Source organism: uncultured Piscinibacter sp. (assembly GCF_937952055.1).
Classification (GTDB): Bacteria; Pseudomonadota; Gammaproteobacteria; order Burkholderiales; family Burkholderiaceae_C; genus Piscinibacter.
In genome coordinates this window covers 128,819-144,531 of record NZ_CALFYO010000010.1, presented here as the reverse complement: position 1 = coordinate 144,531, position 15,713 = coordinate 128,819, and the positions used below count along the sequence as shown (strand labels likewise).

Sequence of the window (15,713 nt, the reverse complement as noted above, 5' to 3'; positions counted from 1 at the left end):
CGCTCTTGCTTTCCCGCGGCGCACCCCACTGGAGACAGCCCATGAACTTCCGCAGCAGACGCAGCGTGGCCGCGCTGACCGCCGCCCTCGCACTGACCTCGTTCGGCGCCGCCGCACAGACCGTGAAGATCGGCATCGTCGGCCCCTTCTCGGGCCCGTTCGCGCACTACGGCACGCTGTTCAAGAACGGCGCCGAGGCCTACATCGCCTCCCAGGGCGGCAAGCTGGCCGGCAAGGATGTCGAGCTGATCTACCGCGACACGGGCGGCCCCAACCCCGGCCAGACGAAGACGCTGGTGCAGGAGCTGATCGTCAAGGACAAGGTCGACTACCTCGGCGGCTTCGTCTTCACGCCGAACGCCTTCGCGGTGGCGCCGCTGATCCAGCAGTCGCAGACGCCGACGGTGATCTTCAACGCTGCCACCTCGGCGATCACCGACAAGAGCGAGTTCTTCATTCGCACCAGCTACACGCTGTGGCAGGTGACGGTGCCCCTGGCGCAATGGGCGGCCAAGAACAACATCCAGAAGGTCGTCACCGCGGTGACCGACTACGGTCCCGGCATCGATGCCGAGGCAGCCTGGAAGAGCGAGTTCGCCAAGCAGGGCGGGACGGTGGTGGAGAGCATCCGCATGCCGATCGCCACGACGGACTTCGCGCCCTTCGTGCAGCGCATCAAGGCCAGCGGTGCGCAGGCGGTCTACACCTTCCTGCCCGGTGGCCCGCCCAACCTCGGCTTCGTCAAGGCCTACAACGAGAACGGCCTGGCCAAGGCCGGCATCCAGTTCCTCGGCACGGCCGAGATGGACGAGTTCGACCTGCAGAAGTTCGGCGACTCGGCGTTGGGCCTGACGACCGCCTTCCACTATTCGGCGGCGCACGACTCGCCGGCGAACACGGCCTTCGTCGCCGCGCTGAAGAAGAAGGACGCGGACGCGATCGCCAACTACGCTTCGGTGGGCGCCTGGGACGGCATGCACGTGATCCACAAGATGATCGAAGCCAACGGTGGCCAGAAGGACGGCTCGAAGGCGCTCGCCGCAGCCCGCTCGCTGCAGTGGGAAAGCCCCCGCGGCCCCGTGCGCATCGACCCGAAGACGCGCCACATCGTGCAGAACGTCTACCTGCGCAAGGTCGAGAAGGTCGGCAATCTGCTCGTCAACAAGGAAGCGCAGAGCTTCGGCCCGCAGCTCGACCACGGCCTCGTCAAGTAAGCCTCGCGACGCGGCCCGGACCTCGAACGACACGCCATGCAGCTGCTCGCCAATGTGCTGATCGACGGCTTGGCCTACGGCATGGTGCTGTTCATCATCGCCGTGGGCCTGTCGGTCACGCTCGGGCTGATGCGCTTCGTCAACCTGGCCCACGGCGCCTTCGCGATGATCGGCGGCTACGCGGCCGCCCTGCTCACCCGCGAGGCGCAGTGGAGCTTCTGGATCGCGGTGCCGGCGGCGTTGCTCCTCGTCGCCGCGCTCGGCGCGCTGCTCGAATCCCTGGTGCTGCGCCACCTCTACCGGCGCAGCGAGCTCGAGCAGGTGCTGTTCACCATCGGGCTGAGCTTCTTCCTGATCGCCCTGACCAACGCGGTGGCGGGCCCGCAGGTGCAATTGATCGTGCTGCCGCCGCTGATCGCCCAATCCGTCGACCTTGGCTTCCGCACGCTGCCGGCGCAGCGGCTGCTGGTGATCGCCGCCGGACTGGTCGTCGCCGCCGCCGCGGCCTGGACTGTCACGCGCACGCGCTTCGGCGTCTGGCTGCGCGCCGCAGTCGACCACCCGGACACTGCCGCCACGCTGGGCATCCCGATCCGCGCGGTGCAATGCGCCAGCTTCGCGGCCGGCGCGGCACTGGCGGGCCTCGGCGGCGTGCTCGGCGCCGAGTTGATGCCCCTGGAGCCCTACTACGCGCTGAAGTATCTGGTGCTGGTGCTGGTCGTCGTGGCCGTCGGCGGCATGGGCAGCCTGCCAGGCTCGCTGCTCGCCGCCGTGGTGCTGGGGATCGTCGAGACAGCGAGCAAATATCTGGCCTCCGAGTGGGGCAGTCTGTTCTTCTTCCTCGCCATGGCCGTGATGCTGGCCTGGCGGCCGAATGGCTTGCTGAAGCGATGAGCACCACCGACACACAGGCACCCAGGGTGGCGCCGCCCTGGCGCGCGCCGCTGGTGGTGCTGGCCCTCGGCCTCGTTGCCTGGTGGGCGCTGCCCGAACAGCTCGGCCTGCTCACGCGCATCGCCGTGACAGCGCTGTTCGTGCTGTCGCTCGACCTCGTCGTGGGCATCGCGGGTCTCGCCACGCTGGGCCACGCGGCGCTGTTCGGTGCCGGGGCCTACGCGGCCGGCATCTTCGCCCTGCGCGCGCATCCCGACCCGCTGCTCGGCCTGGCCGTCGGCACCGGCGCCGGCGCGCTGCTCGCGCTCGCCTCCGGTGCCTTCCTGCTGCGCTACCACGGCTTCACCTTCCTGATGCTCACGGTGGCCGTGGCACAGATCGTCGCCAGCCTGGCGCAGAAGGCGCGCGACTGGACCGGCGGCGACGACGGCCTGACCGGCTTCTCCGTGAGCCCGCTTCTCGGCCGCTTCGCCTTCGACCTCGAGGGCAGGACGGCGGCGCTGTACGCAGTGGCCATGCTGGCGCTGGGGCTGTACATCGCGCGCCGCGTGGTCGATTCGCCCTTCGGCCTGGCGGTGCGCGGCATCCACGAGAACCGGGCACGCATGGCGGCGCTGGGCACGCCGGTGATCCCGCGCCTGCTGGCGATGTACACGCTCGCCGGCGGGCTCGCCGGCGCGGCGGGCGCGCTGTCGGCGCAGACCAACGCAATCGTCGGCCTGGACAGCCTGTCCTTCGCCGTCTCGGCCGAAGCGCTGGTCATGCTGATCCTCGGCGGCGCCGGGAGGCTGCACGGCGCGCTGGTCGGCGCCATCATCTTCACGCTGCTGCACCACACGGCGGCGTCGATCAACCCGTACCACTGGCTGTTCGTCATCGGCGCCGCGCTGATGGCCGTGGTGCTGGTGCCGCCGCAGAAGGCCTGGGGCTGGCTGCGTGCGCGGCTGGGGGCAGGCTCATGAGCAGCCTTCTTCTCGAGACCCGCGGGCTCGACAAGCGCTACGGCGGCCTGCACGTCACACGCAGCGTGTCGCTGCAACTGCACGCCGGCGATCGACTCGCGCTGATCGGCCCGAACGGCGCCGGCAAGACCACGCTGGTCAACCAGCTCAGCGGCACCGTGGCGCCGAGCGCGGGCAGCGTCTGGCTGAACGGCGAGGACGTGACGCGCCACTCGCAGGCGCAGCGCGTGCGCGCCGGCCTGGCCCGCACCTTCCAGATCACCACGCTGGCGCCGCACCTGCCGGTGCAGCGGCAGGTCGAGCTCGCGCTGTTCGAACGCGAAGGTCTGACCGGCCGCTACTGGCGCTCGATCGACGGCTACCCGGCGCTGGCCGCCGAAGCGCAGGCGCTGCTGCGCGACCTCGGTCTGGGCGAACACGCCGGCTGGCCGACCGAGCGCCTGGCCTACGGCGAGCAGCGCCTCGTCGAAATGGCGCTGGCGCTGGCGCTGCGCCCGAAGGTGCTGCTGCTCGACGAACCAATGGCCGGGGTGCCGCAAGGCGAGGGCGCGCGCCTGCTCGCCGCACTCGACGCGCTGCCGGGCGATCTGGCCGTGCTGATCATCGAACACGACATGGACCTGGTATTCCGATTCGCCAAGCGCATCGTCGTGCTGGCCGAGGGCGCGGTGATTGCCGATGGCACGCCCGAGGCCATCCGCAGCGACCCGCGCGTGCGCAGCGCCTACCTGGGGCACTGAGATGGCCGCCCCCCTGCTCGAACTGCACGAGGTGGTCGCCGGCTACGGGCCAATCACCGTGCTCAATGGCCTGAGCCTGGCGGTCACGCCGCAGGAGAAGCTGGCGCTGATCGGCCGCAACGGCGTGGGCAAGACGACCACGCTGTCGGCGATCATGGGCCTGGCGCAGTTGCGCAGCGGTCGCATCGTCTTCGACGGAGAAGACCTCGCGGGCATGGCACCGCACGAGCGCGCCGCCCGCGGGCTCGGCCTGGTGCCGCAGACGCGCGACATCTTCCCCTCGCTGAGCGTCGAGGAGAACCTGGTCGCCGGGCTCAAGCGCCGGCCGAAGAGCGCACTCGACGAGGCCTACGCGCTGTTCCCGCGCCTGGCCGAACGGCGCCGCAACGGCGGCCAGCAGCTCAGCGGCGGCGAGCAGCAGATGCTGTCGGTGGCGCGTGCGCTGCTGGGCCAGCCGCGGCTGCTGCTGCTCGACGAGCCGCTCGAGGGCCTGGCGCCGCTGATCCGCCAGGAACTGCTCGCCGCCTTCGCCCGCATGAGCCGCGAGCACGGTATCACCGTGCTGATCGTCGAGCAGCAGGTGCAGGAAGCGTTGGGCTATGCGGACCGCGCGATCGTGCTCGAGCGCGGCGCGGTGGTGCACGAAGCGGCGGCCAGCGAACTTCGCGAAGACAGCGCCACGCTCGAACGCCTGGTCGGCATGGCCGTGCATTGAAAGGACCCACGATGAACGAGACTGCAGACATCCCCGAACTGGACATCGACCCCTACGCGGCCGAGAACCTGATCGACCCCTACCCGATGCACCAGCGCATGCGCGAAGCCGGGCCGGTGGTCAGGCTGACGCCCTACCCCAGCCTGGTGGCCTGCGCGCGCCACGAGCAGGTGCATGCGGTGTTCCACGACCACGCCACCTTCATCTCCGGCGCCGGCGTGGGCCTGACGAACTTCAACCTCGAGACGCCGTTCCGCCCGAAGAGCCTCATCCTCGAGGCCGATCCGCCGCTGCACACGCAGACGCGCGCCGTGCTGTCACGCATCCTCAGCCCGAAGGCGGTGATGCAGATCCGCGCCAGCTTCACCGAGGTGGCCGAGCAAATGGTGGATCGCTGCCTGGACAAGGGCCGCATCTGCGGCATCCACGACCTGGCGCAGATCTACCCGCTGAAGGTCTTCCCCGATGCGGTGGGCGTGGAGGAGGACGGCCGCGAGAACCTGCTGGTCTACGGCGACCTGATCTTCAACTCGATGGGCCCGCGCAATGCGCTGCTGGCGAAGGCGGCCGAGCGCATGGGCCCGGTCACCGACTGGATCATGGCCCACTGCCAGCGCGAGCACCTGCGCCCCGGCGGCTTCGGCGACCAGATCTACCAGGCGGCCGACGCCGCAGAGATCACGCACGAGCAGGCCCCGTTGCTGGTGCGCTCGTTCCTCTCGGCGGGCGTGGACACCACCATCAACGGCATCGGCAATGCGCTGTTCGCGCTCGCCCACCACCCCGAGCAGTACGCGAAGCTGCACGCCGACGCATCGCTCGCGCGGCCGGCCTTCGAGGAGGCGCTTCGCTGGGAGTCGACCGCGCAGACCTTCTACCGCACGGCGGCGCGCGACTGCGAGATCGCCGGCGTGCCGGTGGCCGAGAACACCAAGGTGCTGTGCATGCTCGCCTCGGCCAACCGCGACCCGCGCAAGTGGGCCGACCCGGACCGCTACGATATCGAGCGGCGGCCGAGCGGCCACGTGGCCTTCGGCGCCGGCATCCACGGCTGCGTGGGCCAGGCGGTGGCGCGGCTCGAGGGCGAGGTGGTGCTGACGGCGATCGCCAGGCGGGTCAAGCGCATCGAGGTCGCCGGACCGCACACCCGTCGACTCAACAATACGCTGCGTGCCCTGGACACGCTGCCGCTTCACCTCATCCCTGCCTGATCATCGCCTGACCATCGTTCGAGAAAGTCCATGCCCGACATCACCTTCATCCTGGCCGACGGCAGCGAGCGCGGCCTCGAGGCGCCCGAGGGCGTCAGCGTCATGGCCGCCGCCACCGGCGCCGGCGTGCCCGGCATCGTCGCCGAATGCGGGGGCTCGGCGATGTGCGCGACCTGCCATGTCTACGTCGACCCGGCCTGGGCCGAGCGGCTGCCCGCGCCGCTGGCCAACGAGTTGGAGATGCTCGAATGCACCGCTGCGCCGCGCCAGCCGAGCAGCCGGCTGTCCTGCCAGATCAAGCTCACCGCCGCCTTGCAGGGGCTGGTGGTGCGCATCCCGGAGCGCCAGCAGTAAGTGAAGCCCACCGCCCGCCCGGCTGCGAAGCCCGCCGTCCCGCGCAGGGCGTCGTCGGCTGCAGCGCAGAACGTCGACCTCGAACGCTACGTTCCGGCCTTCCTGACCTGGATCGCCAACAAGCTGTCGCGCGGCGCATCGCAGCACTACCTCGCCGTTTTCGACGTCGGCATCGAGACCTGGCGCTGCCTGGTGCTGCTGGCCATCCACGGCTCGATCTCGGCGCAGCAGGTCTCGCGCATCATCGGCATGGACAAGGCCTCGGTGAGCCGCTGCTTCAAGAGCATGCAGTCGCGCGGCCTGGTGACGATCGGCCTGGACGCGGACGACGGCCGGTTGCGCATCGCCACGCTGACGAAGCAGGGTCGCGAGTTGCACGACCAGATCCGCGGCATCGCGCTGGAGCGCGAGCGCGCCTTCCTCGAGGTCCTCGATCCCGACGAGGTGGAAACGCTGATCGGCTTGCTCAAGCGGCTGCACGAGAACCTGCCGGCGGTGGAAGCCGCCACCGCGCGCTACGTGAACCAGCGCTTCCCCGCGGCCGCTGCGCGGCGCCGCGCCCCCACCGAGGAGAGCGACGATGAGTGAGAACAGCCCGATCGTGATCGTCGGCGGCGGCCATGCCGGCGCGGCGCTGTGCGCTCTGCTGGCCGGGGCCGGCCTGGGCGCGCGCGTTCACCTCGTCTGCGACGAGACCGACCTGCCCTACCAGCGGCCGCCGCTGTCCAAGGCCTTCCTGAAGAATTCGCAGGAGTCGGTGCAGTTGCACCGCAACGAAGCCTGGTATGCCGAGGCCGGCATCACGCTGCACCGCGGCGACGCGGCGCTGGCCATCGACCGCGCGGCGAAGACCGTGACGCTGCGCTCGGGCACGAGACTGCCCTACGGCTGGCTGGTGCTGGCCACCGGCGCATCGGCGCGCACCCTGCCCGCGTTGCCGGCGACGCTGGCCAACGTGGCCGTGCTGCGCAGCGCGGCCGACGCGATTCGCCTGCGTGGCCAGCTTCAGGCCGTGCAGCGCGTGACCGTGCTCGGCGGCGGCTTCATCGGCCTGGAGATCGCCGCCACGGCCGCCGTCCTGGGCAAGCAGGTCAGCGTGCTGGAAGCCGCGCCACGGCTGCTGCAGCGTTCGGTCTCGCCGGAACTCGCCGAGCACGTGCTGGCCACGCATCGCACCAGCGGCATCGACGTCCGACTCGGCGTCGCGGTGGCCGATCCCGCCATCGAGGGCGACCGCCTCGATGCCCTGTCGGTGAGCGGCCGGCGTGAACCGGTCGAACTGCTCGTCATGGGCATCGGCGCGGCGCCGCAGACTTCGCTGGCGATGTCGGCTGGCTTGACCTGCGACAACGGTGTCGTCGTCGATGCGTCGCTGCGCAGTTCCGACCCCGCCATCCTCGCCATCGGCGACTGCGCCAACTTCCCCGAGCCCGGCAGCACACGCCGCCTGCGGCTGGAATCGGTGCAGAACGCGAACGACCAGGCACGCACCGCCTTCGCCACGCTGACCGGCGCGCACGAGCCCTACCGCGCACTGCCCTGGTTCTGGTCGGAGCAGGGTGCGCTGCGACTGCAGATGGCCGGAGTGATGCCCGCCGACGCGGTGCGGCATCGCCGGCCGGGCGCGAGCCCGGCGAGCTTCTCCATCCTGCACTACGCGGGGGACCGCCTCGCTTGCGTGGAGAGCGTCAACGCGCCGCTCGATCACATGGCGGCGCGCAAGCTGCTCGAGGGCGGCAAGAGCCCGGCGCCTTCGCTGGCCTGCGACCCGGCCGTGCCGCTGAAGTCGCAGCTCTGAGCCGGCGCCGCGCGGACCTCAGGCGGACTGCAGCACGCGGATCAGCGCGTCGATCACGTCGTTGCCGTCGGGCGACTTCAACCGGTGCTGGCGCAGCGTGCGGGCCAGGTCGGAGCGGGCCAGCATCTTGTGGTCGGCGCGGATCAGGATGCCGGCGATGGCGCGCTGCGCGTCGAGCGAGCGGGCCAGCGGGAACAGCCGGACGATCTCCTGCAGGCTTTGCGCGTCGGCGAGGCGCTGCCGGGCCAGCGCCTCGAGCGCACGCACCTGGGCGCGGGCGGCGGTCATGCGCCCGATGCCCGAGGTGACGGCACGCACCTCGGCGACGTCGGCCAGCGGCCGGTGACGCAGGTAGACCTGTGCGATCGCGACCTCCTCGTCCTGCGCACTCGTCAGCGCACGCACCGTGCGCTCGTGGGCTTCGGCGCTGCCCAGGCAGGCCAGCACGGCCGAGTGCGCGACATTGCCGGTCCGCGCAGCGCCGGTGGCCAGCACCTGCTGCGCGAGGTTCGACTCCCGCTCGCGATGGCTCGAGCAGACGAGATCGACCTCATGCTTGCCCAGGCTGCCGCGTGCCATGCGGTCGGCGACCATGCGTACGAATTCCGCCTGCTCCTGCGCCGGCGACAGCCAGCCGAGGTTGCGCGCCAGGGCCAGCATGCGCGCCTGCACTGACGCCTCGTCGGCGTCGCGTGCGAACTCGAGGTAGCGGTCGCGCGAACTGCGGTCGTGCTCGATCGCCGCCAGCGCCTGCGCCACCTCGGGCTGTCGACGCCGCGCCGGGTCGAGCGACGCCGTGTAGCGTTCGAGGTGGTCGAGGAACATGCGCACTTCGGCGACGTCGCGCTGCAGCACCTCGTGCATGAAGGCGAGCTTCTGCGCATCCGACGGGCGGTCGTCCACGAAGCCGCACATGTCGCTGCGGAAGGATGCGTGCGGATCCGACCCGGTCAGGCCCGACACGGCGATCATCGAACTCGGCCCGAACAGCTTCAGCAGCGTCGGGCTCGGGCGCCCGCTGCCGATCTCGCCCGCCGGCGCCGTCTGGAAGTAGCGCTCGAGCAGCGGCCCCGCATAGCGTCCGAGCGGCGCCTTGGAGGAGAAGCCGTAGAGCACCGGCACGTCCTTGAACACATGGCGCAGGCGGTCGCGATTGCTCTGCCCGTAGCGCGCATTCAACTGGGCGGCCACGCGCTCGGCATCCGCTCGCGAATGGCCCGAGCGTTCGAGGCTGCGCAGGATCTCGCCCTGGGCGACCTGCCTGGGCTGCGACTGCAAGGTGTTGCACCCGAACAGGTACACCTCCTTGAGCCGCGAGAACAGACCGTCATGAGGATGGCTGCACGACTCGTGCTGCATTTCCTGGACCGTCAGGAATTCGCGGTCGTGGTGGCGGTCGGTGTAGAACTCGGTGCCGTCGTCGAAGTGGCCGGAGATCACGAGCACGTCGCAACTCACGCCGCGCCGGCGCGCCGAAGCCAGCCAATCGGGCTGACCGCGCTGCACCAGTTCGACGAACTGGTATTCACCCGGCGGCAGGTGGCGCTGGAACGTCTCCTTCTCGTCGGCCGAATTGATGGTGACGGTGCACACCGTCTTCGGCGCGGCGCGCACGCCGAAGGAACATGCCGCGGCCAGGCTGGCCAGCAGCGTGGCCGACAGGCGCCACAGGAACCGGGGCGGGACAGCTCGATACAGCATGGGGTAAGTGTTCCACAGGGCCGGCCGAGAGGATGTAACCGATGGCGAACCAACTGCGCCGGATTTCGCACCGGCGTCACGCTCAGGGGGACTGCAGCCTGTGGATCAACGCGTCGACCATGTTGTTGCCCTCGGAGGACGACTGCCGCTTCTCGACCAGGGTGCGCAGCAGCTCCGGAGCGGCGATCGACCGCCGGTCGGCGCGGATCAGGATGCCCGCGATGGCGGTCTGCACCGACCATGACGGCGTCTGCGCGAACAGCTGCGTCAGCATCTTCAGCACCTCGGCGTCGGACACGTAGTGCCGGCCCAGCGACTCCAGCGCGCGAACCTGCGCCTCGCCGGGCTCCATGCGGGTAATGCCAGCGACGACTTGGCGCAACTCCTGCGCGTCGGTGATGGGCCGGTGGCGCAGATAGGTCTGTGCGATGAGGACCTCGGCTTCTTTCGCGCTGCGCAGGGCCTCCAGCGTGCGTGCCCGCCCCTCGGCGCTGCCCAGGCAGGCGCGCATGGCCGCGTGCGGCACGTCGTCGGCCGCACTGCCTGGCACGACGCGCCGGTTGAACGCGCCGTCGAGGTCGCCCTGCTCGTTCAGGCTGCAGGCCAGCCCCACCTCCGGCACGCCGACCACACGGCGGTCCTGCAGTTCGCCCAGCATCAGCGCGAACTGCTCCCAGCGCTGTTCTTCCGACAGCCAGCCCAGGTCGCGTGCGACGTCGACCATGCGTACGCGCTCGGTGGACGGCTCGAAGGCGCGTATTTCGTCGAGAAAGCGTGCCCGGGCGGTGCCGTCACGTGCAATGCCCTCGAGCGCCCGCGCCACCGCAGGGCTGCGGCGCGTCGGCTCGTCGAGCCCGTTGGTCAGGCGCTGGATGCGGTCGAGGTACAGCCTGGCTGACGCGCTGGGCCTGCGCAGCAGTTCGTGCACGAAGCCGAGCTTGGTCGCCTCCGACAGGCGCTCGTCGGCAAAGCGGCACATGTCCCGCCGCGCCTGGAGATGCGGGTCCTTCTCGGTCATGCCTTGTGCGGCCGTCATCGCGAACGGCGCGAAGTAACCCAGCAGGCGCCCGCTGGGATGGCCTCGGCCGATCTCGCGCGCGCCGCCGGCACGGAAGTAGCGGTCCAGCGTGGAGGCGGCGATCGGCCCCAGCGGCGCCTTCGTCGAGAAGCCATAGATGACCGGCACGTCCTTGAAGATCTGGCGCATGCGGTCGCGGCTGTTCTCGCCGTGCGCGGTGCTCAGCGACTCGAGCTGGCGCTTGGCCTCCTTGGGGGCGTGGCCCTCGCGCACCAGGCTGCGCACGATCTCGGCCGACGCGGCGCTCTGCGGGTGCGGATTCAGGGTGTTGCAGCCGAACAGATGGACTTCCTTCAGCCGGGAGAAGAGGCTCGGGCAGGAACCGCTGCAGGAGACGCGCTCCAGTTCGGAGACGGTCAGGAATTCGCGCACCTCCAGCTGGTCCGAGAAGAACTCGTTGCCGCCGTCGTAGTGGCCGGAGACGACGAGCACGTCACAGGAGACGTCCTCGCGGCAGGCCGAGGCCAGCCAGTCGGGGCGGCCGCGCTCGACCAGTTCGACGAAGCGATACCGGGCCGGCGGCAGGTGGCGGCGAAACGACTCCTTCTCGTCGGCGGAGTTGACGGTGATGGTGCACACCGTCTGCAGCTCGGCCGCATGCGCTTGCGTCGACAACGAGCAGGCGGTGGCGAGGAGGACGGCATGGATCTTCGGCGGCCAGCGCATGAGCCAATCGTACCGAGGTCGGCGCGGCGGCGCGGCGACAAGGGTCGTCAACCGGGGCGCCCGTCCACCCGCGGCCGGCCGAACCAGCGGCCACAGCGCACGGCCCAGCCCCCCACCGCGGCCGTCCAGGCCAGCGCGGCGGCGATCAGCAGGGTGGCCTCGGCGGCCGGCCACAGCGTCGCGGCCATGCGCAGCAGCACGGCGAGCTGCAGCACGAGGAACAGCGCCCAGGCCAGGTCGTCCGCCGCCAGGGTCCGGCCGGCCTGGCCGCTGGCGATCCGCGAGGTCATCGCCAGCATCGTGCTGCCGAGAAATCCGATCGTGAAGGCGTGCGGCGCGGCCAGGCCGAGCGCCTGCGTGCCCCCGCTCGCCCACAGCAGCGCCTGGGATAGCGCCGACAGCGCGAAGGACACGCCCAGCCAGACGAAGCCGACGTGCAGCATGGCGATCATGCGCGTGCGCATGCCCTGCACGCGCACCCAGCGCCACGCCAGCGCGAACACCAGCAGCGCGCCGGCGGCGTCGGCGACGATCTGCAGCGCCCGCCACGCGCCCGGCTGCGGCCACCACCACAGGTCGGCGAGGGCGAACGGCCACTGCGCAGCGCACAGCGCGAGCAGCGTCCACAGCAGCCACTGCGGCCGCCATGCGGCCAGGGCCGGCGAGGCGGACTCGCCGAGGAAGGGCACCAGGCGGTGCGCCGCCGCGACGAACACCGGGGCAATGAAGCCCCACAGGCCCAGTTGCACGGCGGCGCGCGCGGCGTCCTCGCGGCCGGCGAGCAAGCAGGCGGCGGTGGCGAGGATCGCCAGCGCGCCGACCCGGCCGGCAGCCAGCATCACCCGCAGGTGCACGCGGTCGCGCTCGACGCTTGCTCGCAGCAGGCCCGCAAGCCGCCGCACGATCGCCAGCCAGGCCGCAGCCACCACCACCAGCCCGAGCGCGGCGAGCAGCAGTTGCGCATGGACGCCGGCGACGAACAGCAGCCAGCCTGCCAGCGCCGAGGCGATCGCCGGCGCGAGCGCGCGCGCCTCGACCGGCGGCAGGCGCAGCCACTTCGGCCCGGCGGTGAAGAGGAAGCCGGCGAAGAACAACGGCATGAATCCGAATCCGAACCACACGCCGTGCGCGAGCCCGGGGGACACCGCCCAGCGCCAGGCGAGGCCGATGGCGTGCCGCGACAGCATCCAGGCCAGCCACCACAGTGCGGACAGCGCCAGCATGCAGGCGGCGGCGAAGAAGCCGAGCCGGTGCGGCGCGGCGAGCAGCCAGCGCGCGCGCCAGCGCCTGTCCGCCATCACGGCACCAGCACCGCCGCGCCGCTGACGCGCCCGCCGCGCAGGTCGGCCAGGGCCTGGTTGGCGTCGTCCAGCGCATAGCGCCTGGTGTGCACCTGCAGCGGCATGCGCGCGGCCAGCGCCATGAAGGCCTCGCCGTCGGCACGCGTGAGGTTGGCCACCGAGACCAGGCGACGCTCGCCCCACAGCCAGGCATAGGGGAAGGACGGGATGTCGCTCATGTGGATGCCCGCGCACACCACCGTGCCGCCGGCGCGCACCGCGCGCAGCGCTGCGGGCACCAGCGCACCGACGGGCGCGAAGATCAGCGCGGCGTCCAGCGGTTCGCGCGGCGCTTCGTCGGAACCGCCGGCCCAGGCCGCGCCGAGCTCGCGCGCGAGCGCCTGCGCGGCAGCGTCGCCCCGCCGTGTGAAGGCATGCACCTCGCGGCCCTGATGCACCGCCACCTGCGCGATCAGGTGCGCCGCCGCGCCGAATCCGTACAGGCCGAGCCGCGCGGCCTCGCCGGCCATTGCGTAGGCACGGTAGCCGATCAGGCCGGCGCACAGCAGCGGCGAGGCCTGCTCGTCGCTGTAGCGATCGGGCAGGCGAAACACGTAGCGCGCATCGGCCAACGCGTGCGCGGCGTAACCGCCCGGGATCTGCCAGCCGGTGAAGCGCGCCTGCTCGCAGAGGTTCTCGCGGCCGGCGCGGCAATGGCTGCACGCGCCGCAGGTCCAGCCCAGCCAGGGCACGCCGACGCGCTCGCCGAGGCTGAATGCGCTCACGCCCTCGCCCAGCGCCTCGACGCGGCCGACGATCTCGTGGCCCGGCACGACCGGGTGGTCCGGCAGTGGCAGGTCGCCGTCGACGAGGTGCAGGTCGGTGCGGCAGACCCCGCAGGCCAGCACGCGCAATGCCACCTCGCCCGGCCCGGGGGTGGGTCGCCGTTCACGCCAGACCTGCTGCAGCGGCCGGCCGGCAGCCTCGAGCTGCATGGACAGCCAGCCGCTCACGACCGCCCCTCTCAGGCCGGTGCCACCTCGGCGCGGGTCAGCAGCCGCTCCATCAGCTCGCGCACGCTGCGGATCTGCTCGCCGAAGGGCAAGGCGCCGGCGCCGCGGAAGAACAGACCCTTCTTGGTGTCGCCGCGCAGGGCGGCGGCGAGCTGGTTGTCGATGCAGAACTGGCCCCAGCCCTTCAGACCGTCGCGCAGCCCGCATTGCGCGAGGCAGTCGAAGGCCTTGGTGCAGCGCGTCTTCGCGTGCGTGACGGCCTGCAGCTTGTCCTCGATCTTCAGGTAGGCACGCAGCCAGGGCGTGGCCACCGCGCGCGCCGGCAGACCGGCCACGCTGGTGAACTCGACCATCTCCTCGTCCTTCGCGCCGGCGAGCACCTGCTTGAACGCGTCGCTCGCGTCGCCTTCCTCGGTGACGGCGAAGGGCGTGCCGAGCTGCACCGCTGCGGCGCCGAGCGACTGCAGCTTCGCGATGTCCTCGAAGGTGCGGATGCCGCCAGCGGCAATGAGGGGAATGTCGCGCTCGATGCCCGCGCTCTTGAGGAACTCGCGCGACTGCGGGATCACGTTCTCGAAGTCGAAGCGCGGGTCGTTCAGGTCGGCGATCTTCGCCGCGCCGAGGTGGCCGCCGGCCAGCCGCGGGTGCTCGATGACGATGGCGTCCGGCAGGCGCTTCTTGCGCTCCCACTTCTTCACGATCAGCTGCACGCCGCGCGCGTCGGACAGGATGGGCACGAGCAGCGCGTCGGGATGGTCGGCGGCGAGGTCGGGCAGGTCCAGCGGCAGGCCGGCGCCGACCACGACCGCGTCGATGCCGGCCTCCAGCGCGCGCTTCACCGAGGCGGCGTACTCGGCCACGGCGCGCATCACGTTGATGGCCAGCAGGCCGCGGCCCTGCGACAGTGTGCGCGCCGCCGCGATCTCGCGGCCGATCGCCTCGAGGTTGGCGGCGTCGATCTTCGCCTTGCTGTCGGCATCCATGCCCGGCCGCGAGGCCAGACCCTGGGTGCGCTCCATCAGGTCGGGGTGATGGCGGCGCAGGTCCACCGACGAAATCGTGCCCACGCCGCCGAGCGCGGCGACACTGCCGGCCAGCTTGTGCGCGGACACGCCGACGCCCATGCCGCCCTGCACGATGGGCAGCATCGCGCGACCGCGCAGGCGAAGCGCCGACAGGCCGCTGCGTTCGAAGAACGGCCGCATGCGCGGGTCGATGGCATCGGCGTCGGTTCTGAGCAACATGGGCAGTCAATCCTCCAGGCTGCGACTGTGCAGGGCACGAAGCGCTTCGGCATTGATGCCCGTCAAGCTCGAGCCAATCGCCACGATGGCACGGTCAGCCCGCGACCAACGAGACCAGCTGCCACAGCGCGAAGCCGGCCAGCACGCTGGCGCTGGCCAGGTTGACGCGGCGCCGCCAACGTGCATCGAAGCGCTCGCGCAACCGGCCGACCGCGCTGCTCAGCGCCAGCCACCACAGCGCGGAGCCGGCCAGCACGCCTGCCACCATCAGCGCCGGCGAGCTCGTCGCCGCACGACCGGCCATGCTGCCGAAGATGGCGATGAAGGAGAAGATCGTCGCCGGGTTGGACAGCGTCAGCACGAAGGTGCCGGCAAAGTACTGCCAACCGTTGCGCGCCGGCGCCATGCTCGCCGCGCGATCGGCCACCGGCGCGCGCACCAGCTGCCAGGCCATCCACAGCAGGAAGCCGCCGCCGAAGATCGCCAGCGGCGCGCGCGCCGCGACCAGCGCCTTGACCAGCCAGCTCACGCCGTAGGCGCCGATGGCGCCGTACACCGCGTCGGCCGCCGCGGCGCCCAGACCGGTGGCCAGGCCGGCACGCGCGCCGTGCTCCAGGCTGCGCTGGATGGTGAGCAGGCCGATCGGGCCGACCGGCGCGGCGATCGACAGGCCGATCAAACCAGAGGACAGGAACAGGGTCAGGGCATCCACGGGGCGGACTCTAGCCCGGTCGCCCGCTTGCGCTGGATCAATTCATACCACCCCCGGTGTCAACACAATGAACTCGGGTCACGTTGTAGTCCCGACCGGTCGCGAGTGTGGCCGGTGCCAAACTGAACACC

15 protein-coding genes are annotated in these 15,713 nt (G+C 71.2%); 9 read left to right on the top strand and 6 right to left on the bottom strand.

Translation table 11 applies throughout. From position 1 onward, the window contains the following. Positions 1–41 precede the first annotated feature (41 nt). The 9 genes from Q0599_RS03495 to Q0599_RS03455 are packed head-to-tail and all read left to right on the top strand — an operon-like array spanning position 42 to position 7,888. On the top strand, positions 42–1,214 hold the full coding sequence (locus Q0599_RS03495; protein ID WP_298825726.1) for an ABC transporter substrate-binding protein: 1,173 nt from the start codon (positions 42–44) through the stop codon (positions 1,212–1,214). A gap of 36 nt (positions 1,215–1,250) precedes the next feature. Then, positions 1,251–2,108, top strand: coding sequence for a branched-chain amino acid ABC transporter permease (locus tag Q0599_RS03490; protein WP_298825723.1), 858 nt, complete (start codon positions 1,251–1,253; stop codon positions 2,106–2,108). Next, positions 2,105–3,070 carry a branched-chain amino acid ABC transporter permease gene (locus tag Q0599_RS03485; protein ID WP_298825720.1) on the top strand — a complete coding sequence of 322 codons (966 nt, stop codon included), beginning with the start codon at positions 2,105–2,107 and terminating at the stop codon, positions 3,068–3,070. The genes Q0599_RS03490 and Q0599_RS03485 overlap by 4 nt, the downstream gene beginning before the upstream one ends. Further along, positions 3,067–3,810: an ABC transporter ATP-binding protein gene (locus Q0599_RS03480; RefSeq protein ID WP_298825717.1), complete on the top strand. Its 744-nt coding sequence runs from the start codon at positions 3,067–3,069 to the stop codon at positions 3,808–3,810. The genes Q0599_RS03485 and Q0599_RS03480 overlap by 4 nt, the downstream gene beginning before the upstream one ends. A 1-nt stretch (position 3,811) precedes the next feature. Beyond that, a complete protein-coding gene (locus Q0599_RS03475; RefSeq protein ID WP_298825714.1) occupies positions 3,812–4,525 on the top strand; it encodes an ABC transporter ATP-binding protein in 714 nt (237 codons plus the stop codon). Between the two features lie 11 nt (positions 4,526–4,536). Beyond that, positions 4,537–5,736 (top strand): cytochrome P450, encoded by a 1,200-nt coding sequence (locus Q0599_RS03470; RefSeq protein WP_298825711.1) that lies wholly within the window; start codon positions 4,537–4,539, stop codon positions 5,734–5,736. Between the two features lie 30 nt (positions 5,737–5,766). Further along, the gene (locus Q0599_RS03465) at positions 5,767–6,090 is read left to right on the top strand and encodes a 2Fe-2S iron-sulfur cluster-binding protein (protein WP_298825708.1); all 324 of its coding nucleotides are present in this window, start codon (positions 5,767–5,769) and stop codon (positions 6,088–6,090) included. Beyond that, positions 6,091–6,678, top strand: a complete 588-nt coding sequence (locus Q0599_RS03460) for a MarR family transcriptional regulator (RefSeq protein ID WP_298825706.1) — start codon at positions 6,091–6,093, stop codon at positions 6,676–6,678. It begins immediately after the preceding gene. Continuing rightward, complete coding sequence (locus Q0599_RS03455) at positions 6,671–7,888, top strand: FAD-dependent oxidoreductase (protein WP_298825703.1); 1,218 nt, start codon at positions 6,671–6,673, stop codon at positions 7,886–7,888. The genes Q0599_RS03460 and Q0599_RS03455 overlap by 8 nt, the downstream gene beginning before the upstream one ends. 18 nt (positions 7,889–7,906) lie before the next feature. Here the strand turns inward: Q0599_RS03455 and Q0599_RS03450 are convergent, their stop codons facing one another. From Q0599_RS03450 to Q0599_RS03425, 6 genes are all read right to left on the bottom strand, one after another. Next, positions 7,907–9,589: a hypothetical protein gene (locus tag Q0599_RS03450; RefSeq protein ID WP_298825701.1), complete on the bottom strand. Its 1,683-nt coding sequence runs from the start codon at positions 9,587–9,589 to the stop codon at positions 7,907–7,909. An 82-nt stretch (positions 9,590–9,671) separates the two neighbouring features. After that, positions 9,672–11,333 (bottom strand): hypothetical protein, encoded by a 1,662-nt coding sequence (locus Q0599_RS03445; RefSeq protein ID WP_298825699.1) that lies wholly within the window; start codon positions 11,331–11,333, stop codon positions 9,672–9,674. Between the two features lie 47 nt (positions 11,334–11,380). After that, on the bottom strand, positions 11,381–12,631 hold the full coding sequence (locus Q0599_RS03440; RefSeq protein WP_298825696.1) for an NnrS family protein: 1,251 nt from the start codon (positions 12,629–12,631) through the stop codon (positions 11,381–11,383). Further along, complete coding sequence (locus Q0599_RS03435) at positions 12,631–13,608, bottom strand: zinc-dependent alcohol dehydrogenase family protein (RefSeq protein WP_298825963.1); 978 nt, start codon at positions 13,606–13,608, stop codon at positions 12,631–12,633. The genes Q0599_RS03440 and Q0599_RS03435 overlap by 1 nt, the downstream gene beginning before the upstream one ends. A gap of 29 nt (positions 13,609–13,637) precedes the next feature. Further along, positions 13,638–14,831 (bottom strand): nitronate monooxygenase family protein, encoded by a 1,194-nt coding sequence (locus Q0599_RS03430; RefSeq protein WP_298825960.1) that lies wholly within the window; start codon positions 14,829–14,831, stop codon positions 13,638–13,640. A 133-nt stretch (positions 14,832–14,964) separates the two neighbouring features. Then, positions 14,965–15,582, bottom strand: a complete 618-nt coding sequence (locus Q0599_RS03425) for a LysE family transporter (protein WP_298825693.1) — start codon at positions 15,580–15,582, stop codon at positions 14,965–14,967. Between the last annotated feature and the right edge of the window lie 131 nt (positions 15,583–15,713).